The 19,240-nt window shown below is 72.6% G+C and carries 19 protein-coding genes and 1 tRNA gene; 14 read left to right on the top strand and 6 right to left on the bottom strand.

Annotated elements, in window-relative coordinates; genetic code table 11:
* Positions 1 to 14 precede the first annotated feature (14 nt).
* Entirely contained in the window at positions 15 to 953 is a 939-nt protein-coding gene (locus tag NP064_RS12945; RefSeq protein WP_227570460.1) for a macrolide 2'-phosphotransferase, read from the bottom strand.
* 127 nt (positions 954 to 1,080) lie between these two features.
* Here NP064_RS12945 and nudC point away from each other — a divergent pair, with 127 nt between their 5' ends.
* Entirely contained in the window at positions 1,081 to 2,061 is a 981-nt protein-coding gene (nudC, locus tag NP064_RS12940; protein WP_256813615.1) for an NAD(+) diphosphatase, read from the top strand.
* Positions 2,062 to 2,071: 10 nt separating this feature from the next.
* On the opposite strand, the gene NP064_RS12935 is transcribed toward nudC, so the two are convergent.
* A complete protein-coding gene (locus NP064_RS12935; protein ID WP_227570462.1) occupies positions 2,072 to 2,332 on the bottom strand; it encodes a mycoredoxin in 261 nt (86 codons plus the stop codon).
* Between the two features lie 222 nt (positions 2,333 to 2,554).
* On the opposite strand from NP064_RS12935, the gene NP064_RS12930 reads away from it, so the two are divergent.
* The 3 genes from NP064_RS12930 to NP064_RS12920 all read left to right on the top strand — a co-directional run bounded on the left by NP064_RS12930 (position 2,555) and on the right by NP064_RS12920 (position 5,516).
* Positions 2,555 to 4,567: an ATP-dependent helicase gene (locus tag NP064_RS12930; RefSeq protein WP_255624080.1), complete on the top strand. Its 2,013-nt coding sequence runs from the start codon at positions 2,555 to 2,557 to the stop codon at positions 4,565 to 4,567.
* Between the two features lie 188 nt (positions 4,568 to 4,755).
* Positions 4,756 to 5,013, top strand: a complete 258-nt coding sequence (locus tag NP064_RS12925; protein WP_227570464.1) for a hypothetical protein — start codon at positions 4,756 to 4,758, stop codon at positions 5,011 to 5,013.
* 149 nt (positions 5,014 to 5,162) lie between these two features.
* Complete coding sequence (locus tag NP064_RS12920; RefSeq protein WP_284439671.1) at positions 5,163 to 5,516, top strand: WhiB family transcriptional regulator; 354 nt, start codon at positions 5,163 to 5,165, stop codon at positions 5,514 to 5,516.
* Between the two features lie 27 nt (positions 5,517 to 5,543).
* Here NP064_RS12920 and NP064_RS12915 read toward each other — a convergent pair whose 3' ends face one another.
* The gene (locus NP064_RS12915; protein ID WP_227570465.1) at positions 5,544 to 6,611 is read right to left on the bottom strand and encodes a ThiF family adenylyltransferase; all 1,068 of its coding nucleotides are present in this window, start codon (positions 6,609 to 6,611) and stop codon (positions 5,544 to 5,546) included.
* A 194-nt stretch (positions 6,612 to 6,805) separates the two neighbouring features.
* Positions 6,806 to 6,964, bottom strand: a complete 159-nt coding sequence (locus NP064_RS12910) for a DUF5679 domain-containing protein (protein WP_108723739.1) — start codon at positions 6,962 to 6,964, stop codon at positions 6,806 to 6,808.
* Between the two features lie 336 nt (positions 6,965 to 7,300).
* On the opposite strand from NP064_RS12910, the gene NP064_RS12905 reads away from it, so the two are divergent.
* On the top strand, positions 7,301 to 7,897 hold the full coding sequence (locus NP064_RS12905) for a SprT-like domain-containing protein (protein WP_227570494.1): 597 nt from the start codon (positions 7,301 to 7,303) through the stop codon (positions 7,895 to 7,897).
* A gap of 40 nt (positions 7,898 to 7,937) precedes the next feature.
* Here the strand turns inward: NP064_RS12905 and NP064_RS12900 are convergent, their stop codons facing one another.
* Complete coding sequence (locus NP064_RS12900; protein WP_227570466.1) at positions 7,938 to 9,464, bottom strand: zinc-dependent metalloprotease; 1,527 nt, start codon at positions 9,462 to 9,464, stop codon at positions 7,938 to 7,940.
* 71 nt (positions 9,465 to 9,535) lie between these two features.
* Here NP064_RS12900 and NP064_RS12895 point away from each other — a divergent pair, with 71 nt between their 5' ends.
* Entirely contained in the window at positions 9,536 to 10,606 is a 1,071-nt protein-coding gene (locus NP064_RS12895) for an NAD-dependent epimerase/dehydratase family protein (protein ID WP_227570467.1), read from the top strand.
* Positions 10,607 to 10,641: 35 nt separating this feature from the next.
* A complete protein-coding gene (locus NP064_RS12890) occupies positions 10,642 to 11,739 on the top strand; it encodes a YlbL family protein (protein ID WP_227570468.1) in 1,098 nt (365 codons plus the stop codon).
* A gap of 18 nt (positions 11,740 to 11,757) precedes the next feature.
* Here NP064_RS12890 and NP064_RS12885 read toward each other — a convergent pair whose 3' ends face one another.
* Entirely contained in the window at positions 11,758 to 12,309 is a 552-nt protein-coding gene (locus tag NP064_RS12885; RefSeq protein ID WP_227570469.1) for a PPA1309 family protein, read from the bottom strand.
* A 122-nt stretch (positions 12,310 to 12,431) separates the two neighbouring features.
* Between NP064_RS12885 and NP064_RS12880 the strand changes: the two genes are divergently transcribed.
* The 7 genes from NP064_RS12880 to NP064_RS12850 all read left to right on the top strand — a co-directional run bounded on the left by NP064_RS12880 (position 12,432) and on the right by NP064_RS12850 (position 19,130).
* Complete coding sequence (locus NP064_RS12880) at positions 12,432 to 15,440, top strand: UPF0182 family membrane protein (protein ID WP_227570470.1); 3,009 nt, start codon at positions 12,432 to 12,434, stop codon at positions 15,438 to 15,440.
* 147 nt (positions 15,441 to 15,587) lie between these two features.
* A tRNA-Met gene (locus tag NP064_RS12875) sits at positions 15,588 to 15,661 on the top strand.
* A gap of 151 nt (positions 15,662 to 15,812) precedes the next feature.
* On the top strand, positions 15,813 to 16,826 hold the full coding sequence (locus tag NP064_RS12870; protein ID WP_227570471.1) for a site-specific integrase: 1,014 nt from the start codon (positions 15,813 to 15,815) through the stop codon (positions 16,824 to 16,826).
* A gap of 57 nt (positions 16,827 to 16,883) precedes the next feature.
* Positions 16,884 to 17,459 carry an ArsR/SmtB family transcription factor gene (locus NP064_RS12865; protein ID WP_227570472.1) on the top strand — a complete coding sequence of 192 codons (576 nt, stop codon included), beginning with the start codon at positions 16,884 to 16,886 and terminating at the stop codon, positions 17,457 to 17,459.
* Positions 17,456 to 18,010 carry an SRPBCC family protein gene (locus NP064_RS12860; RefSeq protein ID WP_227570473.1) on the top strand — a complete coding sequence of 185 codons (555 nt, stop codon included), beginning with the start codon at positions 17,456 to 17,458 and terminating at the stop codon, positions 18,008 to 18,010. Before NP064_RS12865 ends, NP064_RS12860 begins: the two co-directional genes overlap by 4 nt.
* Complete coding sequence (locus tag NP064_RS12855; protein ID WP_227570474.1) at positions 18,007 to 18,447, top strand: DUF6069 family protein; 441 nt, start codon at positions 18,007 to 18,009, stop codon at positions 18,445 to 18,447. Before NP064_RS12860 ends, NP064_RS12855 begins: the two co-directional genes overlap by 4 nt.
* Positions 18,444 to 19,130, top strand: coding sequence for an N-acyl homoserine lactonase family protein (locus NP064_RS12850; RefSeq protein WP_227570475.1), 687 nt, complete (start codon positions 18,444 to 18,446; stop codon positions 19,128 to 19,130). Before NP064_RS12855 ends, NP064_RS12850 begins: the two co-directional genes overlap by 4 nt.
* Positions 19,131 to 19,240: the final 110 nt, after the last annotated feature.

Genomic DNA, 19,240 nt, shown 5'->3' with positions numbered 1-19,240 from the left:
ATGCGGGTCGGGCGTCAGCTCAGCGCGTCGGCGCCCTCGGGCTCCTGCGTGTGGGCGTCCAGCTCGACGAGCATCTGCACCGCGTCCGCCACGACGTCGTCCTGGCCAGAGCGCACCCCGTAGAGCAGCCAGCGGGCGAGGGCCAGCTCGCCGGCGAGCAGCGCGCGCTCGGCGAGGTGCGGGTCGATGAGCTCGGTGCGGCGCAGCTGGTAGGCCTCCATGATGGAGTCCACGGCCTCCTGCGGGGCGGCCACCAGCAGCCACGACAGGTCGTCGGCCGGGTCGGCCACCTTCGCGTCGCTCCAGTCGAGGATCCCGGTCACCGCGCCGCCGGCGGTCAGGACGTGCTCGGTGGTGAGGTCGCCGTGGACGATCGTGGGGCGGAACCGCCACATCGCGACGTCCTCGAGGCGCTCCTCCCAGCGCCGCAGCAGCGACGGCGGGACCTTGCCCGTGCGCGCGGCCTCGTCCACCTCGGACTGGCGGCGGCGACGGTAGGCCTCGGCGTCGTACACCGGCAGGCCCGCGTTCTCGACCAGGGACGTCGGGAGCTCGTGCAGCGCGGCGATGGCCCGGCCGAGCGACGCGGCGAGGCCGGGACCCGGGCCGAGCGTCTCCAAGCGCAGCGGTGTGCCCGGCACCTCGGGGTAGACGACCGCACGGCCGCCCTCGGGCAGGTGCGCGAACCCGGTGGTGCGGGGGACGTCGAACGGCAGGCGCTCCGCGTCGACCTCTGCGGCGAGCGCTTCAAGCAGCTCGACCTCCGCCTCCAGGGCGGCGCCGGCCGCGGGGTGGACGGGTGCTCGCACCACCCAGCGCCGGCTGGTCGAGTCGATGACGACGGCAGCGTCGTAGTCGCCACCCGTCCCGGCGGCGGGATAGGCGTTGTAGGCGTCGAGGCCGGGCACGGCGACCGTCGCCAGGGCGGCGAGGGCAAGAGGGGAGCGTGGCACCCGCTCAGCCTAGGCGGCGCCCCGGCTCGGTGAGCGGCACGCCCACGGGCGTGTCTGGGATGTCGCGAATGGGCGATTGAGGCGCGCGCGGATGAACCGCCTAGCGGGGTCCGCGTACCGTGACGGGGTGAATGCCGCCGAGCTCCCCCTGGCCCGGACCCGCACGGACCGGGCAGCGGACGTCAGGTCGCGCCCGGGCCTGATGTCCTCGCTGCTGACCAATCCGACCACCCGTGTGCTGCTGGTGCACTCCGGGTCCGTCGCCACCCGCGTGGGCCCGCGTGGCCGGCCCGAGCTGATGCTGCTCGGCCCGGGCGAGGCCGCGGTGCTCGCACCAGGAGGCGGCTACTCCGAGGGGTGGGTCTTCCTCGGGTACGACGACGTGGACGGGCTTCCCGGCCTCGCCCCGCACGAGTCGCGGCCCGAGGGCGCCGTCGCGTACCTGGCCCGCCTGGTCTCCGATCGGGCGACGGCGGTGCTGCTCGGCGGGGACCGGTGGACGCCGCTACGCGACGTGGGCGTCGACCTCTCCGCGCGTGACGCGGGCTTGGCGACGACGGCGGTCGCGCTCGAGGGGTGGCACGCGCTTCACCGGAACTGCCCGCGCTGCGGCGCGCCGACCCGGCCCGAGAGCGGCGGCTGGACGCGCCGCTGCGTGGAGGACGGCAGCGAGCACTACCCGCGCACGGACCCGGCCGTGATCATGGCCGTGGTCGACGACGCGGACCGATTGCTGCTGGGGCATGGCGCGCTCTGGCCGGTGAACCGGTTCTCGACCCTCGCGGGCTTCGTCGAGCCCGGCGAGTCGATCGAGCACGCCGTGCGACGCGAGGTGCGCGAGGAGACGGGCGTGGTCGTCGGCGACGTCGAGTACCGGGGGAGCCAGCCGTGGCCGTTCCCCGCCTCGCTGATGCTGGGCTTCCGCGCCACGGCCTTGTCGACCGACATCACGGTGGACGGCGAGGAGGTCACGGAGGCACGGTGGTTCGCGCGCCTCGAGCTGCGGGCCGCCGTGCGATCGGGCTCGGTGCAACTGCCGAGCCGCACCTCGATCGCCCGTGCCCTGATCGAGGAGTGGTACGGCTCGGAGCTGCCCGACGCGCTGTGACGCCCGGGCGTCAGAGGCCCAGGCGGGAGCGCACCTCGGCCAGGGACGGGTTGGTCGCCGAGGTGCCGTCCGGGAACAGGACGGTCGGGACGGTCTGGTTGCCGCCGTTGGCCTTCTCGACGAACGCCGCCGCGTCGGGGTGCTCCTCGATGTTGACCTCGGTGTAGGCGATGCCCGCGGAGTCGAGCTGGGTCTTGAGGCGGCGGCAGTAGCCGCACCAGGTGGTCGAGTACATCGTGATCGTCCCGGCGTCGGGGGCCTGCGTGCTCATGCGTCCTCTGTTCTCTGGATGACCCGTGGGGGATGCGGGCGCCATCATGCCGCGCCCGGCTGGGTCGTCGTGCGGGGGCGTCGTCGCCTTGTCGCAGGTCAACGCGCGGGCGTCCTCGTCTGTTCCGCCACCGGCCTGGTGGGCTGCCGCGACGCGGGCGAGCCCGGTGGGCTGTGCAGGGCGCGGCGGCGACGTCGGCGCGGGCTGAGACAATCGGTGACGATGTCTGCCGACGACCTTCTCGATGCCCTCGACCCCGACCAGCGTGAGGTGGCCCTCGCCCTGACCGGTCCGGTGTGCGTTCTCGCGGGAGCCGGCACCGGAAAGACCCGGGCCATCACCCACCGCATCGCCTACGGGGTGCGCACGGGCGTCTACCGGCCCACCTCGGTGCTCGCCGTGACGTTCACGGCCCGGGCCGCGGGGGAGATGCGCACCCGGCTGCGGGACCTGGGGGTCGCCGGGGTGCAGGCCCGCACGTTCCACGCCGCCGCGTTGCGCCAGCTCGGCTTCTTCTGGCCCAAGGTGGTCGGCGGCGCGCCCCCGCGGATCCTCGAGCACAAGGCCCCGGTGGTCGCGGAGGCCGCCCAGCGCCTCAACCTGGCCGTCGATCGGATCGGGGTGCGCGACCTCGCCTCCGAGATCGAGTGGTCGAAGGTCTCCCTGGTCACCCAGGACGACTATGTGCGCGCCAGCACCGCGCTGGACCGTCCCGCGCCCGCCGGCTTCGACCGGCAGGCCGTGGCACGGCTGCTCGACGTCTACGAGCAGGTCAAGACCGAGCGCGGGGTCATCGACTTCGAGGACGTGCTGCTGCTGCTCGCCGCGTTGCTGGAGAGCCGCGGCGACGTCGCCGCGGAGGTCCGCGCCCAGTACCGGCACTTCGTGGTCGACGAGTACCAGGACGTCTCGCCGCTGCAGCAGTTCCTGCTGGACCAGTGGCTGGGCGGCCGCAAGGAGATCTGCGTGGTGGGCGACCCCAGCCAGACGATCTACTCGTTCACGGGCGCCACGCCGCACCACCTGCTCACCTTCTCCCGCACCCACCCCCAGGCCCAGGTGGTGCGCCTGGTCCGGGACTACCGGTCGACGCCGCAGGTCGTGGGGCTCGCCAACCGGCTGCTCGCGAAGGCCCCGCGCGGGAAGGCGGGCGGCCACGCGCCGCTCGAGCTCGTCGCCCACCGGCCGGCGGGGCCGCCCGTGGGGTACGTGGCGTACGACGACGACGACGCCGAGGCCTCCGGCATCGCCGCCCGGATCGGGAAGCTGATCGCCGCGGGGACCCGCCCCAGCGAGATCGCGGTGCTCTACCGGACCAACGCGCAGTCGGAGCCGATCGAGCAGGCGCTCGCCTCCGCAGGCATCGGGTACCAGGTGCGCGGCGGCGACCGGTTCTTCGCCCGCCGGGACGTGCGCGACGCGATCTTGCTGCTGCGCGGCGCCGGCCGTGCGGCCGGCGCCGACGAGCCCATGCCGCAGCTGGCGCGCGACGTGCTCCTGACGGTCGGCTGGGCGCCGGAGCCGCCCGCGGCCCGCGGCGCAGCGCGCGAGCGGTGGGACGCCATGCAGGCGCTCGTGGCGCTCGCGGACGACCTGGCCGCGGCCGCTGAGCGCGAGGGACGGCAGGCGATGCTCCCGGACCTCGTCGCCGAGCTCGACGAGCGCGCGTCGACCCAGCACGCCCCCACCGTCGAGGGAGTCACCCTGGCGTCGTTGCACGCCGCGAAGGGCCTCGAGTGGGACGCGGTCTTCCTCGCGGGGATGAGCGAAGGGCTGATGCCCATCTCGCTCGCGGAGACGGACGCGGCCATCGCCGAGGAGCGCCGGCTGCTGTACGTCGGCATCACGCGGGCGCGGGAGCATCTCGAGCTGTCCTACGCCCGTTCCCGGAACCCCGGCGGCCGCGCCTCGCGTCGACGCACCCGGTTCCTGGACGGGCTGTGGGCCGGTGACGACCGCCCGGCGCCGCGGATCGCACGGCACCCGTCACCCGTCCCGCCCGAGGACGTCGACCGGGACCTGCTCGCGCGGCTCATGGAGTGGCGCGCGTCCGTGGCCACCGAGACCGCGAAGCCTGCCTACACGGTGCTGAACGAGGCCGCGCTCATGGGCATCGCGGCCCGGCGCCCCGCCTCGATCGCGGAGCTGGCGCGGGTCAACGGCATCGGCCCGGCGAAGATCGACCGGTTCGGGGCGACATTGCTGTCGATCGTCGCCGGCGGGGAGTCCCGCTAGAGGCCCTCCCCGCGTGGAGCGGGGTGTGCTGGAGAGCGCGCCCGGGAACGCCTTCGAGAACTCGTGCGCACACTCGTGGATAAATGAGTTGTGCCCCTCCGAGAAAGCCCCATAACCTGTCTGTCGTCCCTGGAGGAGGGCCGCGCCGAAGAGGCAGCGGCCCGAGCGGAGAGGAGGTGGGTGCACTGATGGAGACCAAGAAGCGCAACGCGATCACCATGATCGCGTTCACGCCGCGTCCCGCCGCGCCCATCTTCGGCGTCCGCCAGGAGTGGTCTGCCCTCGACACGTCCGCCGGCTTCGGCCCGGCGGCCGCTCTCGGCATGACCGCCCGTCGTGGCGTGACGGCTCTCGGCGCCTCGGCACTCGAGGCGCGTGCCGTCCGGCGCCGCGCTTACGGGACTGCTCTTGCAGGCAACCCGCACGACTCCGCACCACCCACCTGACGGTCTGAACAGACCGATCTCAGGCCGCGGAGTCCTCACTCGGACACCGCGGCCTTCGTCTTTCCCCTGATGCACCGGGGAGCGGCGTAGGTCCCGGGGCTCCGGAACCTCGCATCACGCTCACCAGCTCGACATATCAGGAGGACATCGTGCGGCTCACGTCGCTGCTCGACACGGTGAACCAGGGCGGATCAGGCCCGTGGCCCCTCGCGCCGGCGCCCACCACGGCGGACGACCAGCAGCAGTTCGACCGGATGGTGGCGGGCCTGATCCCGTGCCGTTCGAACGACCCCGAGCTCTGGTTCGCCGAGCAGACCGCCCAGGTGGAGCAGGCCAAGGCCATGTGCCGCACCTGCCCGATCGTCGAGGGCTGCCTCGCCGGGGCCCTTGAGCGGGCGGAGCCCTGGGGGGTCTGGGGCGGGGAGGTCTTCGTCGCAGGCGCCGTCGTCGCGGTCAAGCGCGGGCGGGGACGCCCGCGCAAGAGCGCGGCACCGGCCGCCTGACGTCTCCCGCGTCGCGCCTCACCACGGCTATGCGCCGTCGGGAGGCGTGACGGCGGGCGCAGGGGGCGAGGCAGGGGGCAGGGAGGCGCATCCGCACTGCGGGTGCGCCTCCCACTCGCGGAGTCGCGGCAGCACGTCGGGCATCGCCACCTCGATCGTGCTGCCGCAGGTGCGCGGGGTCCTGCCGTCCAGGTGGGCCAGCACCTCGGCGGCCGCCAGGGCAGCGCAGACACCGGCGAGGACGCCGGGCTCCCCAGCGGTCGGCATGCCGCGGGGCGGCGCCATGACGAGTTGGGCGGCCACGGTCGGCCACGCGGGGTCCGCGTCGGCGCGGTGCAGGTCCAGGCACCTGAGGCAGGGGCCCTGGCCGGGGACGACGAAGGGGCCGACGCAGGCGTCGGCCTCGCGCAGCACCACCGACAGGTGCGTGACGCCGCTCGCGATGAGGGCGACGGCCGTGGCCGGGTCGGCCGCGCCATGCTCGACATGCAGGATCACGTCCGGGGCTCGCCCTGGCGGAAGGGCGAGCCGCGTCTCGGGGGAGATGTCCCGGATGGCGCGGGCGGCTGCGACGAGCCGCGGCCCGCCGACGTCGCTGACCCGGTAGCCGGAGGGTCCCACGTCCAGGGACGTCACCCAGGAGTCGTCGTCGAGCAGGATGACGCCCACCCCTGCGGTGGCGAGTGTGAGCGCGGCGCCGAGGCCGACGCGTCCCAGGCCGACCACGCCGACGGAGCGGGCCGCCCGGGCGCGGACCTGCGCGGCGCCGTCGCCGTCCTCTCGCAGCAGCGTCCATGCCTCGACCTCTGCGGCGGCCCCTGGCCGTAAGGGCGGGCCCGAGCGCCGTGCGCCGTCGGAGGTGAGGCGCGCAGAGCGCAGCGCGTCGGTGAGACGGTCCGCCCGAGCCGAGGAGACGCCATGGCGCCCGGCGGAGCCGACCAGGGCGTGGAGGTCGCCGCCGTGGTCGAGGGTGAGCAGCAGGTCGACCTCCGAGGCGGGCAGGTCAACGAGGCGTACCGCCCAGCGGGGGTCGGCGCCGATCTGCACCTCTGCCGGACCACGTCTCAGCACCCGCAGTCCGGGACGCAGCCGCATGCGCTCTCTCCTCCTGCTCGCCGCGGGCTCCCAGGCGGGTCCGCGCCCGGCTCCACGCCAGGGTCCGCCCACCCTGGCAGGCGGGGAGCGCCGGCCCGGCCGTCGTCCACAGGCGCCGGTGCGGGTGATCGCGCCGGAGACGCCGACGGGGCGCCATCCCGAAGGAGGGCGCCCCGTGGAGGCGTTCGCGGAGATCAGGCCTTGCCGAGGATCCGGTTCAGCTTGGTGCCGCACACCGGGCAGATGCCCTTGGCCATCTTGCGGCCCGACTCGGAGACAACGACGTCTCCCTCGGTCTCGCGCTTCTCCTTGCACTTCACGCAGTAGAACTCACCGGTGTACTTCTCGGCCATGACTGTCTCCTCGCGATGTCTGGTCACCGGCGGCGGTACGCGCAGGGCCGGCGGCCCGGCCGGTGCGTGGGGGGATCCCTCGGCGCGAGCACGGCCACAGTAAACCGTGTGGTTGTCCAGCAGTGGCTGTTCCCCGAGGCGCGCCGAACACGTCCCCCGCGTGGAGTGTGACGAACCGCCTAACGCCGCCTGGATCGGGCGGATGATGACGAGCGGGGGCGCCCAGAGCGCCGCAGCCGCTACGGTGCTGGCGTGCAGCCGTCCAGCGAGCACCCTGCCGAGCAGGTGCGCCCTCGCGCCGGCCGTGCGCCAGACGTCGGGTCGGCCGCGGCCGCGATCGTCGACGCCCACGGCCCGGTCGAGGTGCGCCGGTCCCGCAAGCGGCTGCGGACCGTCACCGCCTACCGCGAGGGCGACCGCACCATCGTGGCGATCCCGGCGCGGTTCACCCGGGCGCAGGAGCGCGAGTGGGTCGCGCGGATGCTCGCGCGGCTCGCGAACCAGGAGCGCCGGCGGCGCCCCTCGGACGCGGAGTTGATGCAGCGCGCGGTGGACCTGTCCGCCCGCTACCTGTCCGGGAGGGCCGAGCCGGCGAGCGTGGTGTGGTCATCGAACCAGGGCCGTCGATGGGGATCGTGCACCCCGTCCGACCGGACCATCCGGATCTCCGACCGGCTGCGCGGCATGCCGAGTTGGGTCCTTGACTACGTGCTGCTGCATGAGCTCGCGCACCTGCTGCACGCCGGCCACGGCCCGGAGTTCTGGGCCGAGCTCGACGCCTACCCCCGCACCGCGCGAGCCCGAGGGTTCCTGGAGGGCTACTCGTACGGCGAGGAGCACGCCGACGACGCTGGCCGTCCCCTGGAGGATCCCGTCGCCGACGCTGAGGCCGCGGACGATCCCACGCCCGGTGACCTGGAGCAGCAGAACTGACGGCGGCCCCGGCGCCGGGTGGTGGCCGCGTCGTCCGGGGTCAGCGGGCCGTCGGCTCCTCGGGCCCGGCCTCCTGCTCGTCGTCCGGTCCCGGGCGGCCAGGGCCGGGAGCCTCGTCCTGGGCGGCGGCGTCCGCGGCGTCGGACGACTCGCGGGCCGCCTCCTCGCCGAAGATCTCGGCCAGGGCGCGGTCCACATCGGCGTGCTCGTCCCGGTGCTCGGCCGTGCGCCGGGCGTAGCCCTGCGGGTCGTCCAGGTCCTCGGTGGTCGGCAGCAGGTCCGGGTGGTCCCACACGGCGTCACGGGCCTCGGGCCCGCCGTCGGCGGTGATCCGGGCCCACAGCGTCGCGGCGTCGCGCGAGCGACGCGGACGCAGCTCGAGCCCGACCAGCGTCGCGAACGTCTGCTCGGCGGGGCCGCCAGCAGCGCGGCGGCGGCGGATCATCTCGCGCAGGGCCATGGCGTGCGGTAGGTGGGGCAGGGCCGCCATGGCGGTGACCTCGTCGACCCAGCCCTCGACGAGGGCGAGCGCCGTCTCGAGCCGGGACAGGGCTGCCTGCTGCTGCGGGGTGGTCTGCGGGGCGAACACACCGCCGGAGATCGCAGACTGCAGCGCCCCGGGATCGGTGGGATCGATCGAGCGCACCGCCTCGTCGAGGCTCTCGACGTCGATGCTGATGCCGCGCGCGTACGCGTCGACCGCGCTCAGCAGGTGGCCGCGCAGCCACGACACGTGCGTGAACAGCCGCGCGTGGGCGGCCTCACGGAGCGCGAGGAAGAGCCGGACCTCCTCGATCGGCACGTCGAGGCCCTCGGCGAAGGCGTCAACGTTGGCCGGGGCCAGTGCGGTCGACGGCTCCTGGACGAGCGGGACCCCGATGTCGGTCAGCCCGAAGACCTCCCGCGAGAGCGTGCCGGCAGCCTGCCCGACCTGCATCCCGAAGACCGCCGACCCCAGCTGCCGGACGATCTGGCGAGGCCCAGAGACGTCGCCCAGCGGCCCGACGGCACGCGGCGCGCCCGGCTCCAGGTCGCTCGACATGTCCTCCGGGAGGCTGTCGGCCAGGGCCTCGGCGAGCGCCTCGGTCAGGGACGACGCGATCGGCTCGGTGAGGTTGCGCCACGCCGGCAGGGTCAGCTCGACCCACTCGGAGCGGCTGAGCGCGCGTGCCGGCCCGCCGCCGGGCGGGAGGTCGGTCGCGGCGTCGAGCCACAGCTCGGCCACCGACAGGGCCTCGGTGATCTGACGGGCCTGCTGCGATGTGACGGACGGGTCGCCCTCGGCGACCGCGGCCTGCCGGGCGACATCGTGCGCGAGGTCCCAGTTGACGGCGCCCTCACTCGAGGCGGCGAGCATCCGCTGCACCTGGGCGAGGACCTGGCCCAGCAGCTGCGGGTCGTTCGGCAGTCCGGAGGCGGCGGCCAGGGCTGCGGGGTCCATGCCCTGGGCGCGCAGCTGGCGCATCGCCTCGTCCGAGTCGGCGCCGAACATCTGGCGCAGGAGCTGTTCCCATTCGGGCGCGCCGTCACCTTCGGGGAAGGGATCGGCGGGGCGGTCGCTGCTCATCGGCATGCTCCTGGGACGATGGGCCGAGGTGTCCGTCAACGGTAACCACACGCCGCGAGGATCGAGGGACGGTGCAGGCACAGGTTCGCTCAGGGCGCAGCCTCCGCGAGGACGCGCGCAGAACCCCCCGCGAGCTCGTGGTGGTGGGCCGCGGCCCGGTGCCCACAGGCGTGGCCGCGGCGCTCTCGGCCCGGGCCGGCGGGGTGGTCAGGATGCTCGACCGGGCGCCCGAGGACGACCCCGGCGCCGCCTTCGCGGGAGCCGACGCGGTGGTGCTGGTGGCGCACACCGGGGACCTCGCCGCGACGTTGGCCGAGCCGCCGGCCGGACGGCGCGCCGCCGCGGTGGCCGACGCCGAGCGGGTGCTGGCCGGCGCCCGTGCCGCGCGGACGCCGCACGTCGTGGTGGTGACGTCCGCGATGGTGCTGGGCGCCGCGCCCGAGCAGGCGCCGCTGGGGGACGAGGCCCCGCTGGCCGACGCGGCGGCGCTCGGCGACGGGGTGGCCGGCGACCTGCTGGCCGTCGAGCACGCGGTGGCCCGGGGAGCCCGTCGACGTGGCGGCCCGCTGCTCACGGTGCTGCGGCCGGCGCCGGTGGTGGGCCCGGCCGTCGACACGATGGTGACCCGCCACTTCGAGGCGCCGCGGCTGCTGACCGTGCGGGGCGTCGAGCGTGAGTGGCAGTTCGTGCACGTCGACGACCTGGGCGCCGCGGTGGCGCTGGTGCTCGAGCAGCGGCTGGGCGGGCGGCTCACCGTGGGGAGCCCGGACCTGCTGTCGGCGCGCGAGGTCGAGGAGGCCGCTGACATGCGCCGCGTCGAGCTCGCGGCGGTCACCGCGTTCGGCGCCGCGGAGCGCCTGCACCGGGTGGGCGCGCTGCCCGCCCCCGCCGCCGAGCTCGCCTTCACTGTCTACCCGTGGACCGTGACGAGCGCGGGGCTGCTCGCCGCCGGGTGGGAGCCGCAGTGGTCCGGGCCGGAGTGCCTGGACGTGCTGCTCGAGGGGGTGCAGGGCCGCACGGCGTTGGCCGGCCGCCGGCTCGGGGCGCGCGACGCGGCGGCGGTCGGCGCCGCCGGGGCCGCGGTCGCCATGATCGGCACGGCGGCCGTCTGGCGCCGTGCCCGCGCCCGACGGCGCCCGTGAGGATGCCTCTCGGCGGTGTGGGGGATGATGTGCCGGTGCATGACGAGCCCACCACGGCCCCGGACTCTCCCGCCGACCCGCCCGCGCCCAGCACGCGATCGATCACCCTCTCGGTGTCGATGCTGGCCTCGGCCGTCCTGCTGGCGGTGCTCGCCCTGCTGCCCGCCCCGTACGCGGTGAGCTCGCCCGGTCCCACGCGGGACACCCTGGGCGAGCACGCGGGGGAGCCGCTCATCACCATTGAGGGCGCGGAGACCTACGACGCGACCGGCCAGCTGCTGCTGACCACCGTGTCTACCACCGGTCGGCCCGGCTACCCGTCGAACCTGGTGAGCGTGGTGGCCGGATGGTTCAAGGGCTCCACCGCCGTGCGGCCCGTGGAGCTGGTGTTCCCGCCCGACGTCTCCCAGGACGAGTTCGACCAGAGCAACGAGGCGGCGATGGTGTCCTCCCAGGAGAACGCCACCGTGGCCGCCCTCGAGGAGCTCGGCTACGAGGTGCCGGCGACCATGACGATCGCTGGCACCACCGAGGGCAGCGGCGCCGAGGGCATCGTCCAGGAGGACGACGTGCTGGTGTCGATGGACGGCCAGCCGCTCACGACCTACTCCCAGCTGGTCGACCGGCTCTTCCAGACGGCGCCGGGCTCCACGGTGCGGCTCGGCGTGCTGCGCGACGGCCAGCCCGTCGACCTGGACGTCGTCACGGCGGAGCGCGAGGGCGGCGGCAGCCAGCTCGGCGTGTACATCGACCCGCAGTTCGACCTGCCGGTGGACGTGTCCATCAAGATCGAGGACATCGGCGGATCGAGCGCCGGCACGATGTTCGCGCTGGGGATCATCGACCGGCTCACGCCCGAGGACGAGGCGAACGGCGCGATCATCGCCGGCACCGGCACCATCGACTCGGTGGGCCGCGTCGGCGCCATCGGCGGCATCCAGCAGAAGCTGGCCGGCGCCCGCCGCGACGGCGCCGAGTGGTTCCTCGCGCCGGCCGCGAACTGCGACGAGGTGACCGGCCACGTGCCCGACGGCCTGCGCGTGGTGAAGGTCGAGACCCTGCACGAGGCGCGTGAGGCCGTCGTCGCGATCGGCGCCGGGCAGGCCGACGACCTGCCGTCCTGCACCTCCTGAGCAGGGCTCAGACCGGGCTCACTCCAGGGTGGAGCGCAGCGCCTCCACCAGTCCGGGCACCACATCCGAGCCCTCGCCGACGGCGTCGTCGGCGTCGTTCGCCCGGGTCCGCACGGCGCACCACGCCGGGCCGTCGCGCAGCACGCCCACGGCGATGCGCACGTCCTGCCGGTCCGGGTGTCCCATGAGGTAGGCCAGCGCCTCGTCGGGGTCCGCGGGCATGGCCTCCTCGGCGGCGGGCGGCAGCACGACGCGCTCGACGGTCACCGCGGCTCCGTCGACCGTGGACGGCCAGGTGATCCCGCCGAGCAGCTCCTCGAGGTCCTCAGCCGCGGGCAGCCCTTCCTGCTCGATCGACGTCAGGTGCTGCGGCTCGACGCCCGCCCGGGCCACCACGTCCGCGGGCAGCTGGTCGGCCAGGCCCGGCTCGGCGGCGAGGGCGCTCGCGGTGCGCACCAGCGCGAAGACGCGCGCCGGTCCGTCCCACCCCCCGGTGGCGACGTGGCGCTCGATCTCGCGGACGGCCTCGGCGAGGGCGAGCTGGGCGGCGACGGAAGTGGCGTCAGTCATCGGGCCATCGTCCCATCTCCGCATGGCAACCTAGGGGCACCCCCGGGAACCCGCGGGCGGCGCGGGTCGTTCACGGAGCAACGTGCACACCCGACCCAGCTGACGACGAGGACCCTGAACCTGTGACTTTCGCTCAACCGCCCACCCGACCGGGCCGTCCCCAACCGCCACGGGAGCGCCGGGGCCCGCTGATCCCCACGGTCATCGTCCTCGCGGCGCTGGTCGTGCTGCTGCTCATCGCCGCGAACGTCTGGACCGAGTTCCTCTGGTTCCAGCAGCTCGGCTACATCGAGGTCATCCGCACCGAGTGGGGCTCCCGCCTGGTGCTGTTCCTCCTGGGCTTCCTCGTCATGGGCGGAACGGTCTTCGCGAGCCTGCGCTTCGCGTATCGCTCGCGCCCGGTCTACGCGCCGTCCACGCAGGAGCAGGCGAACCTCGACCAGTACCGCGAGGCCATCGAGCCGCTGCGGCGCGTCGTGATGATCGCCGCGCCCGCCGTGCTCGGGCTGTTCGCGGGCGGCGCCGCCTCGCAGCAGTGGGCCACCATCCAGCTCTGGATGAACAGCGTGACCGTCGGCAAGGTCGACCCGCAGTACGGCCTGGACCTGTCGTTCTACCTGTTCACGCTTCCCGGCCTGCGCTTCATCGTGTCGTTCCTGATGGCCGTGGTCATCCTGGCCGGCATCGCCGGGATCGCCACGCAGTACCTCTACGGCGGCCTGCGGATCGGCGGCGGTGTCCAGGGGCCCCGCACCACGCGGGCCGCGCGCATCCAGGTCTCCGTGACGGGCGCCGCGCTCATGCTGCTCATCGCCGCGAACTACTGGCTCGACCGGTACTCGGTGCTGACGCGTGAGGGCGACAAGTTCGAGGGCGCCTCGTTCACCGACGTCAACGCGGTCATCCCGGCCAAGGGCATCCTGGCGGGGGTCGCGGTGTTCGTGGCCATCCTCTTCATCGTGACGGCCGTGCGCGGCACGTGGCGCCTGCCGGCGATCGGCGTCGGGCTCATGGTCGTCTCCGCGATCGCCGTGGGCGGGGTCTACCCCGCCATCGTGCAGCGGTTCCAGGTGACCCCGAACCAGCAGGACGCCGAGGCGGAGTTCATCCAGCGCAACATCGACGCCACGCTCGACGCGTTCGGGCTCGACGGCGTGGAGACCGCCGAGTACGACGCCGAGGTCACCGCCGAGAAGGGCGCGCTGCGCTCCGACGCGGACACCACGGCGTCGATCCGGCTGCTCGACCCGCAGATCGTCAGCCCGTCGTTCAAGCAGCTCCAGCAGAACAAGGGCTACTACTCGTTCGCGGACACCCTGTCCGTGGACCGGTACACGATCAACAACGAGAGCCGCGACACGGTGATCGCCGTCCGTGAGCTCGAGCTCAGCGGCATCAACGACGCGCAGCGCAACTGGATCAACGACCACACCGTGTACACGCACGGCTTCGGCGTGGTGGCCGCCTACGGCAACACGACCGGCGCCCGTGGCGCCCCCGCGTTCTGGGAGGGGGGCATCCCGTCCTCCGGCGAGATGGGGGAGTACGAGGAGCGGATCTACTTCAGCCCCAAGTCGCCCAGCTACTCGATCGTCGGCTCGCCCGACAACCAGGAGTGGGAGCTCGACTACCCGGACGACTCGGCCCCTGGCGGTCAGGTCAACACCAGCTTCCCGACCCACGAGGTCGAGGCCGGCCCGAGCATCGGCACCCCGCTCAACCAGCTCCTCTACGCGATCAAGTTCGGCTCCGAGCAGATCGTCTTCTCGGACCGGGTGACCGACGAGTCGCAGATCCTGTACGACCGTGACCCGCGCACCCGCGTGGAGAAGGTCGCCCCGTACCTGACGCTCGACGGCCGGGTGTACCCCGCCGTCGTCGACAACCGCGTGGTGTGGATCGTGGACGGCTACACGACGTCCGACCAGTACCCGTACGCAGCCTCGCGGTCCCTCGAGGACGCCACGACGGACTCGCTCACGGCCCGCTCGGCGTCCATCGAGGCCCTCGAGCCGGCCAAGGTCAATTACATCCGCAACTCGGTCAAGGCCACGGTCGACGCCTACGACGGCTCGGTGAAGCTGTACGCGTGGGACACCGAGGACCCGGTGCTGCAGGCCTGGAACAAGGTGTTCCCCACGTCGCTGTCGTCGGTCGAGGACATCAGCAGCGAGCTGATGAGCCACATCCGGTACCCCGAGGACCTGTTCAAGGTGCAGCGGAACCTGCTCACCCGCTACCACGTGCAGGACGCCACGCAGTTCTTCTCCGGTGGCGACTTCTGGGCGAACCCGAACGACCCGACGCTCGGCGACCAGCAGGTGGCCCAGCCGCCGTACTACCTGACGCTGAAGATGCCGGACCAGGACGCGGCGACGTTCTCGTTGATGTCCACGTTCATCCCAGCCGGCACCAACCAGCGCAACGTGCTCACCGGCTTCTTGGCGGTCGACGCGGAGGCGGGGACCGAGGCCGGCAAGGTCGCGGAGGGCTACGGCAAGCTGCGGCTTCTCGAGCTGCCCCGTGACTCGACGGTGCCCGGGCCGGGCCAGGTGAACAACAACTTCAGCGCCGACCCGACCGTCTCGCAGCAGCTCAACCTGCTGCAGCAGGCCAACTCGGCCGTGGTCCGAGGCAACCTGCTGACCCTGCCCGTCGGCGGCGGCCTGCTGTACGTGCAGCCCGTGTACGTGCAGTCCTCGAGCGGCACGCAGTTCCCGCTGCTGCAGCGGGTGCTCGTGGCCTTCGGCGACCAGATCGGGTTCGCCCCGACGCTGGACGAGGCACTGGACCAGGTGTTCGGCGGAGACTCCGGCACCAATGCCGGCGACGTCGGCACCGATCCTGAGGCTGGCGTCGAGCCGACCCCCGAGGAGGGCGCCACGGACGCGCCCACCTCGGAGCCGACGGCCACCCCTCCGGCCAGCCCGGCGCCCGCGCCGACGGATGCGCCGAGCGGGGACGCCCGTGCGGCGCTCGACAAGGCGCTCTCCGACGCGAGCCAGGCCATGAAGGACGGCCAGGCGGCTCTGGCCGCGGGCGACTTCGCGGCGTACGGTGAGGCGCAGAAGCGGCTCGACACGGCTCTGGCAGCGGCCATCGCCGCAGAGGAGCAGCTCGACGCGGGCTGAGGCCCGGGAGTGTGGCGGCGCGGGGCGGTGGACGAACGAGCCACCGCCCCGCGGTGCGTCCGGGGCCGGTTCCCGGACGCCTGGGCGCGGCGCGGCCGTGACCGATTTGGCGGTCCTCCCACCAGTGCCGTAGGGTGAAGACACCGACGCGGGGTGGAGCAGCTCGGTAGCTCGCTGGGCTCATAACCCAGAGGTCGCAGGTTCAAATCCTGCCCCCGCTACGAATTTCAGGCTCGGTTCCCTCTGGGGAACCGAGCCTGAAAGCTTTCTAACTTGACTCGGTCATCACAAAGTCAGCCTTCACTGACGAACTCGTCGGCTCGGCGTCTGCCCGGTCGTGGCGGCTGGCGGGGCCGCCGCTACCACAGGGCGATGACCACGATGATGAGCGCCGCGCTGCCGGCGACCGCTGTTGTCCATCCCGTCGACCCGACCGGCGTGATGCCGCGCGGCCTGACCGACACCGACGCCGAGCGGATCGCCGCCGCGATCGCCGCGGCCAGGACCGAGTCCACCCGTCACGTCTACGCCGGAGTCTGGTCCCGATGGGAACGCTGGTGCGCAGGCCGCGGTGTCCCGGTGCTGCCGAGTGACCCGCTTGCGGTGTGCGCCTACCTGACCGAACAGGCCGCCGCCGGCCGCGCGATGGGCACCCTCGACCTGATCTGCACGGTCATCCGCCATGTCCACCTCACGTGCGGCTTGCACAACCCGGCCGATGCCCTCGCCGTCCGCCAAGTGCGCCGCGGCCTGCGCCGCACCTACGGCTCGGCACCCCGGCGGCTAGCCCGCCCGCTGTCGGTCGAGGAGATCCGCCAGATCATCCACGCCATCGACCGCACCACGCCCATCGGCATCCGCGACACCGCGATGATCCTGCTCGGCTACGCCTCCGCCCTGCGGCGCTCCGAGCTCGTTGCCCTCACGCTCAGTGACATCGAGAACAAGCCAGCCGGGATCATGCTCCACATCCGACGCTCCAAGACCGACCCCGAAGGTCACGGCGCCGTCGTCGGCGTCGCCCACGGCCAGCACGCCGCCACCGATCCAGTCGCCGCCCTGAACGCCTGGCGCGAGATCCGCGGCGCAGCCCCCGGCCCGGTCTTCACGCGCATCTGGGGCAGCACCATCAGCCTCCAGTCGCTCAGCGGACACGTCCCGGCACGGATGCTCCGCGCCCGGGCCGAAGCCGCAGGACTCGACGGCACCCGGATCACCGCGCACTCGATGCGCGCCGGCCACGCCACCACCGCAGCACTGGCCGGTGTGCCACTGGACCGGATCGCCGCCCAGACCCGGCACAAGGACCTCTCCGTCCTCGTCAACCGCTACATCCGACCCCTCGAGGCCCTCGCGACTACCTCGAGCAAAGACCTTGGCCTCTAGTGGCCACCCCAACGGCGACCCTTGACAATAATTCTTGTCAAGGCCTAGCCTCGGTCCGTGGACGAGATTCGCGTACTTAGGGAGGCCGGCGCCGTCGAAGTAGCGCTGGATCCCATTCGGGCCTCGATCCTCGATGCCTTGGCTGAACCTGGGTCAGCGGCATCCGTCGCGTCGTCAGTCGGGTTGACCCGTCAAAAGGTGAACTACCACCTGAAGGCGCTGGAGGCCCATGGACTGGTTGAGCCGGCTGGCGAACGCACATGGGGTGGCATCACTGAGCGTTACGTGCAGCGCTCGGCACGACATCTGGTCGTCGCCCCGGACGTACTCGAAGGCAAGGTGCCCGACCCGAACGAGATGGCCGATCGTCTCTCGGCTGCGTACTTGGTGGCGGTGAACGCCCGGGCCGTGTCCGAGGTCGGTTCGATGACTAGGAACGCGGCGACTGGGACGCGGGTGCCGACCCTGACCGTCGACACGGTGATCGGGTTCAAGTCTCCCGAGGATCGCGCTGCGTTCGCTGCCGAGCTTCAATCGGCCGTCGCCGACCTAGCCGCCCGATACCACCACGATGACGGACGACCCCACCGCCTCACTGTCTCGTCGTACCCCAGGCCCATGGAGGACTCGTGAGCAATCCCGACCGGCGCGGCCGCGTCGAACACCGGGTCGAGCACACCCGAGAGCTGGCCGCCACCCCAGAGCAGGTGTGGCAAGCCATCGCGACCGCGGACGGGATCTCGGCGTGGATGGTGCCAACCCGGCTGGACCCGCAGATCGGTGGCGACGTCTCGTTCGATCACGGCGGGTTCCGGTCGAACGGTGTCATCACCGACTACAACCCAAATCGGCGTTTCGCCTATGAAGAGCCGTGGCCGATGACCCAGGAGATGCGCGAGTGGGTGGCCGACACTGCCGGACACGAAGTCACCGACGAGGAACTCGCATCGATCTCCCCGATAGCGACCGAGTTCTTGATCGAAGCTGCATCAGGAGGCAGTTGCATCCTGCGCGTCGTCTCCAGTTCTTACGGGAGCGGAGCGGACTGGGAGAACGAGTACTTCTCCGAAATGGTGGCCGGCTGGGGCACTGTCCCGTTCGGCCCCGACAAGCAAGCGCCGTGGCTCGACAACCTCGACAGGCATCTCAAGGCTGCACGCACCAAGGAAGGAACTCACCGATGACAACTTCCCAGGCCACACATCGTGGGCTGAGCACCGAGTCAGCCCAGCCGAGCACCCTGGCTCTCGTTCGACGGGGCTCCTCGGCCAGCGCGATCGCGGCCGTGGGCACCACCGCCGTGGCTGCCATCGCGCGCGTCGCTGACGTCAGCCTCGAAGTGGACGCCACACCGATTCCAATCCCCGCTTTCGCGCTGTGGACCGTCGTTGGGGCAGCCGTGGGCGTCCTGATGGCCCGACTTCTTCGCGCTCGCCGCCGGTTCCTCGTAGTGGCCCTTGTCGCAACCGGGTTGTTGCTTGTCCCGCCGATGGCACTGCCGGACGACGCCGCCAGCAAGGCGGTTCTGGTCGCGGCGCACCTGCTGGCAGCGAGCATCATCATTCCGATCCTCAGCCAGGGGCTCCCGCTCGCAGCCAGCGACGGAAGCCGAGACCGATGAACGCCGACGGCGCCATCACCGTCACGCCGGTCCTCGTCGCCGAGCTGTTCGTCGAGGGCGAGGTAATGCCCGTATGCGTGCACGTTATCGACCATCCCGATGGTCGGGTCCTGGTCGACACCGGCATGACGGAGCTGCACCCGGCGGTGGTGGCCGCCTTCGATCCCCGCCTCTATCCATTGAGCGAGCAGGACTTCGACGCCGCTGGCATCAACATCGTCGTGAACACGCACCTGCACGCCGACCATTGCGGCGGCAACCACCTCTTCGCCGGACGGCCGATCTACGTTCAGCGCCGGGAGCTGGATGACGCCCGTAGCGAGGACGACTACACCATTCGCGAGTGGGTCGACGCTCCCGACCTGCAGTACGTGCCGGTCGACGGAGAACTCGAGCTACTTCCCGGCGTCCGGCTCGTCCCAACGCCGGGTCATACGCCCGGTTCACAGGTAGTGGTGGTCGAGACCGGGGGACGTCCAGTCGTCATCTGTGGCGACACTGCAGTGTGGTTCGGTGAGTTGGACGAGCCGCGTACCGAAGGGCAACGGCGAATCCGCGCGCTCGATCCCGAGAAGGTCTGGCTCGCGCACGCGCAAGAGCCGTGGCGACCCCGCACCGCCCACGCCGAAGACCACCGCCAGGCCGAAAGGCGAGACAGCCATGATCGGTCGACCAACGCATGATCCGGTGACGCATGGGCCGTTGACGGAGGCCACGTGCCGGGGTTTCGACGCGTCATCAGAAGGTCATCGGAAACCACGGGCAACGGCTCCGAGACGATCCGATACAGTGG

Source organism: Cellulomonas chengniuliangii, assembly GCF_024508335.1.
In the GTDB taxonomy this organism is placed as follows: Bacteria; Actinomycetota; Actinomycetes; order Actinomycetales; family Cellulomonadaceae; genus Cellulomonas_A; species Cellulomonas_A chengniuliangii.
This window is presented reverse-complemented; position numbering and strand designations above follow the sequence as displayed.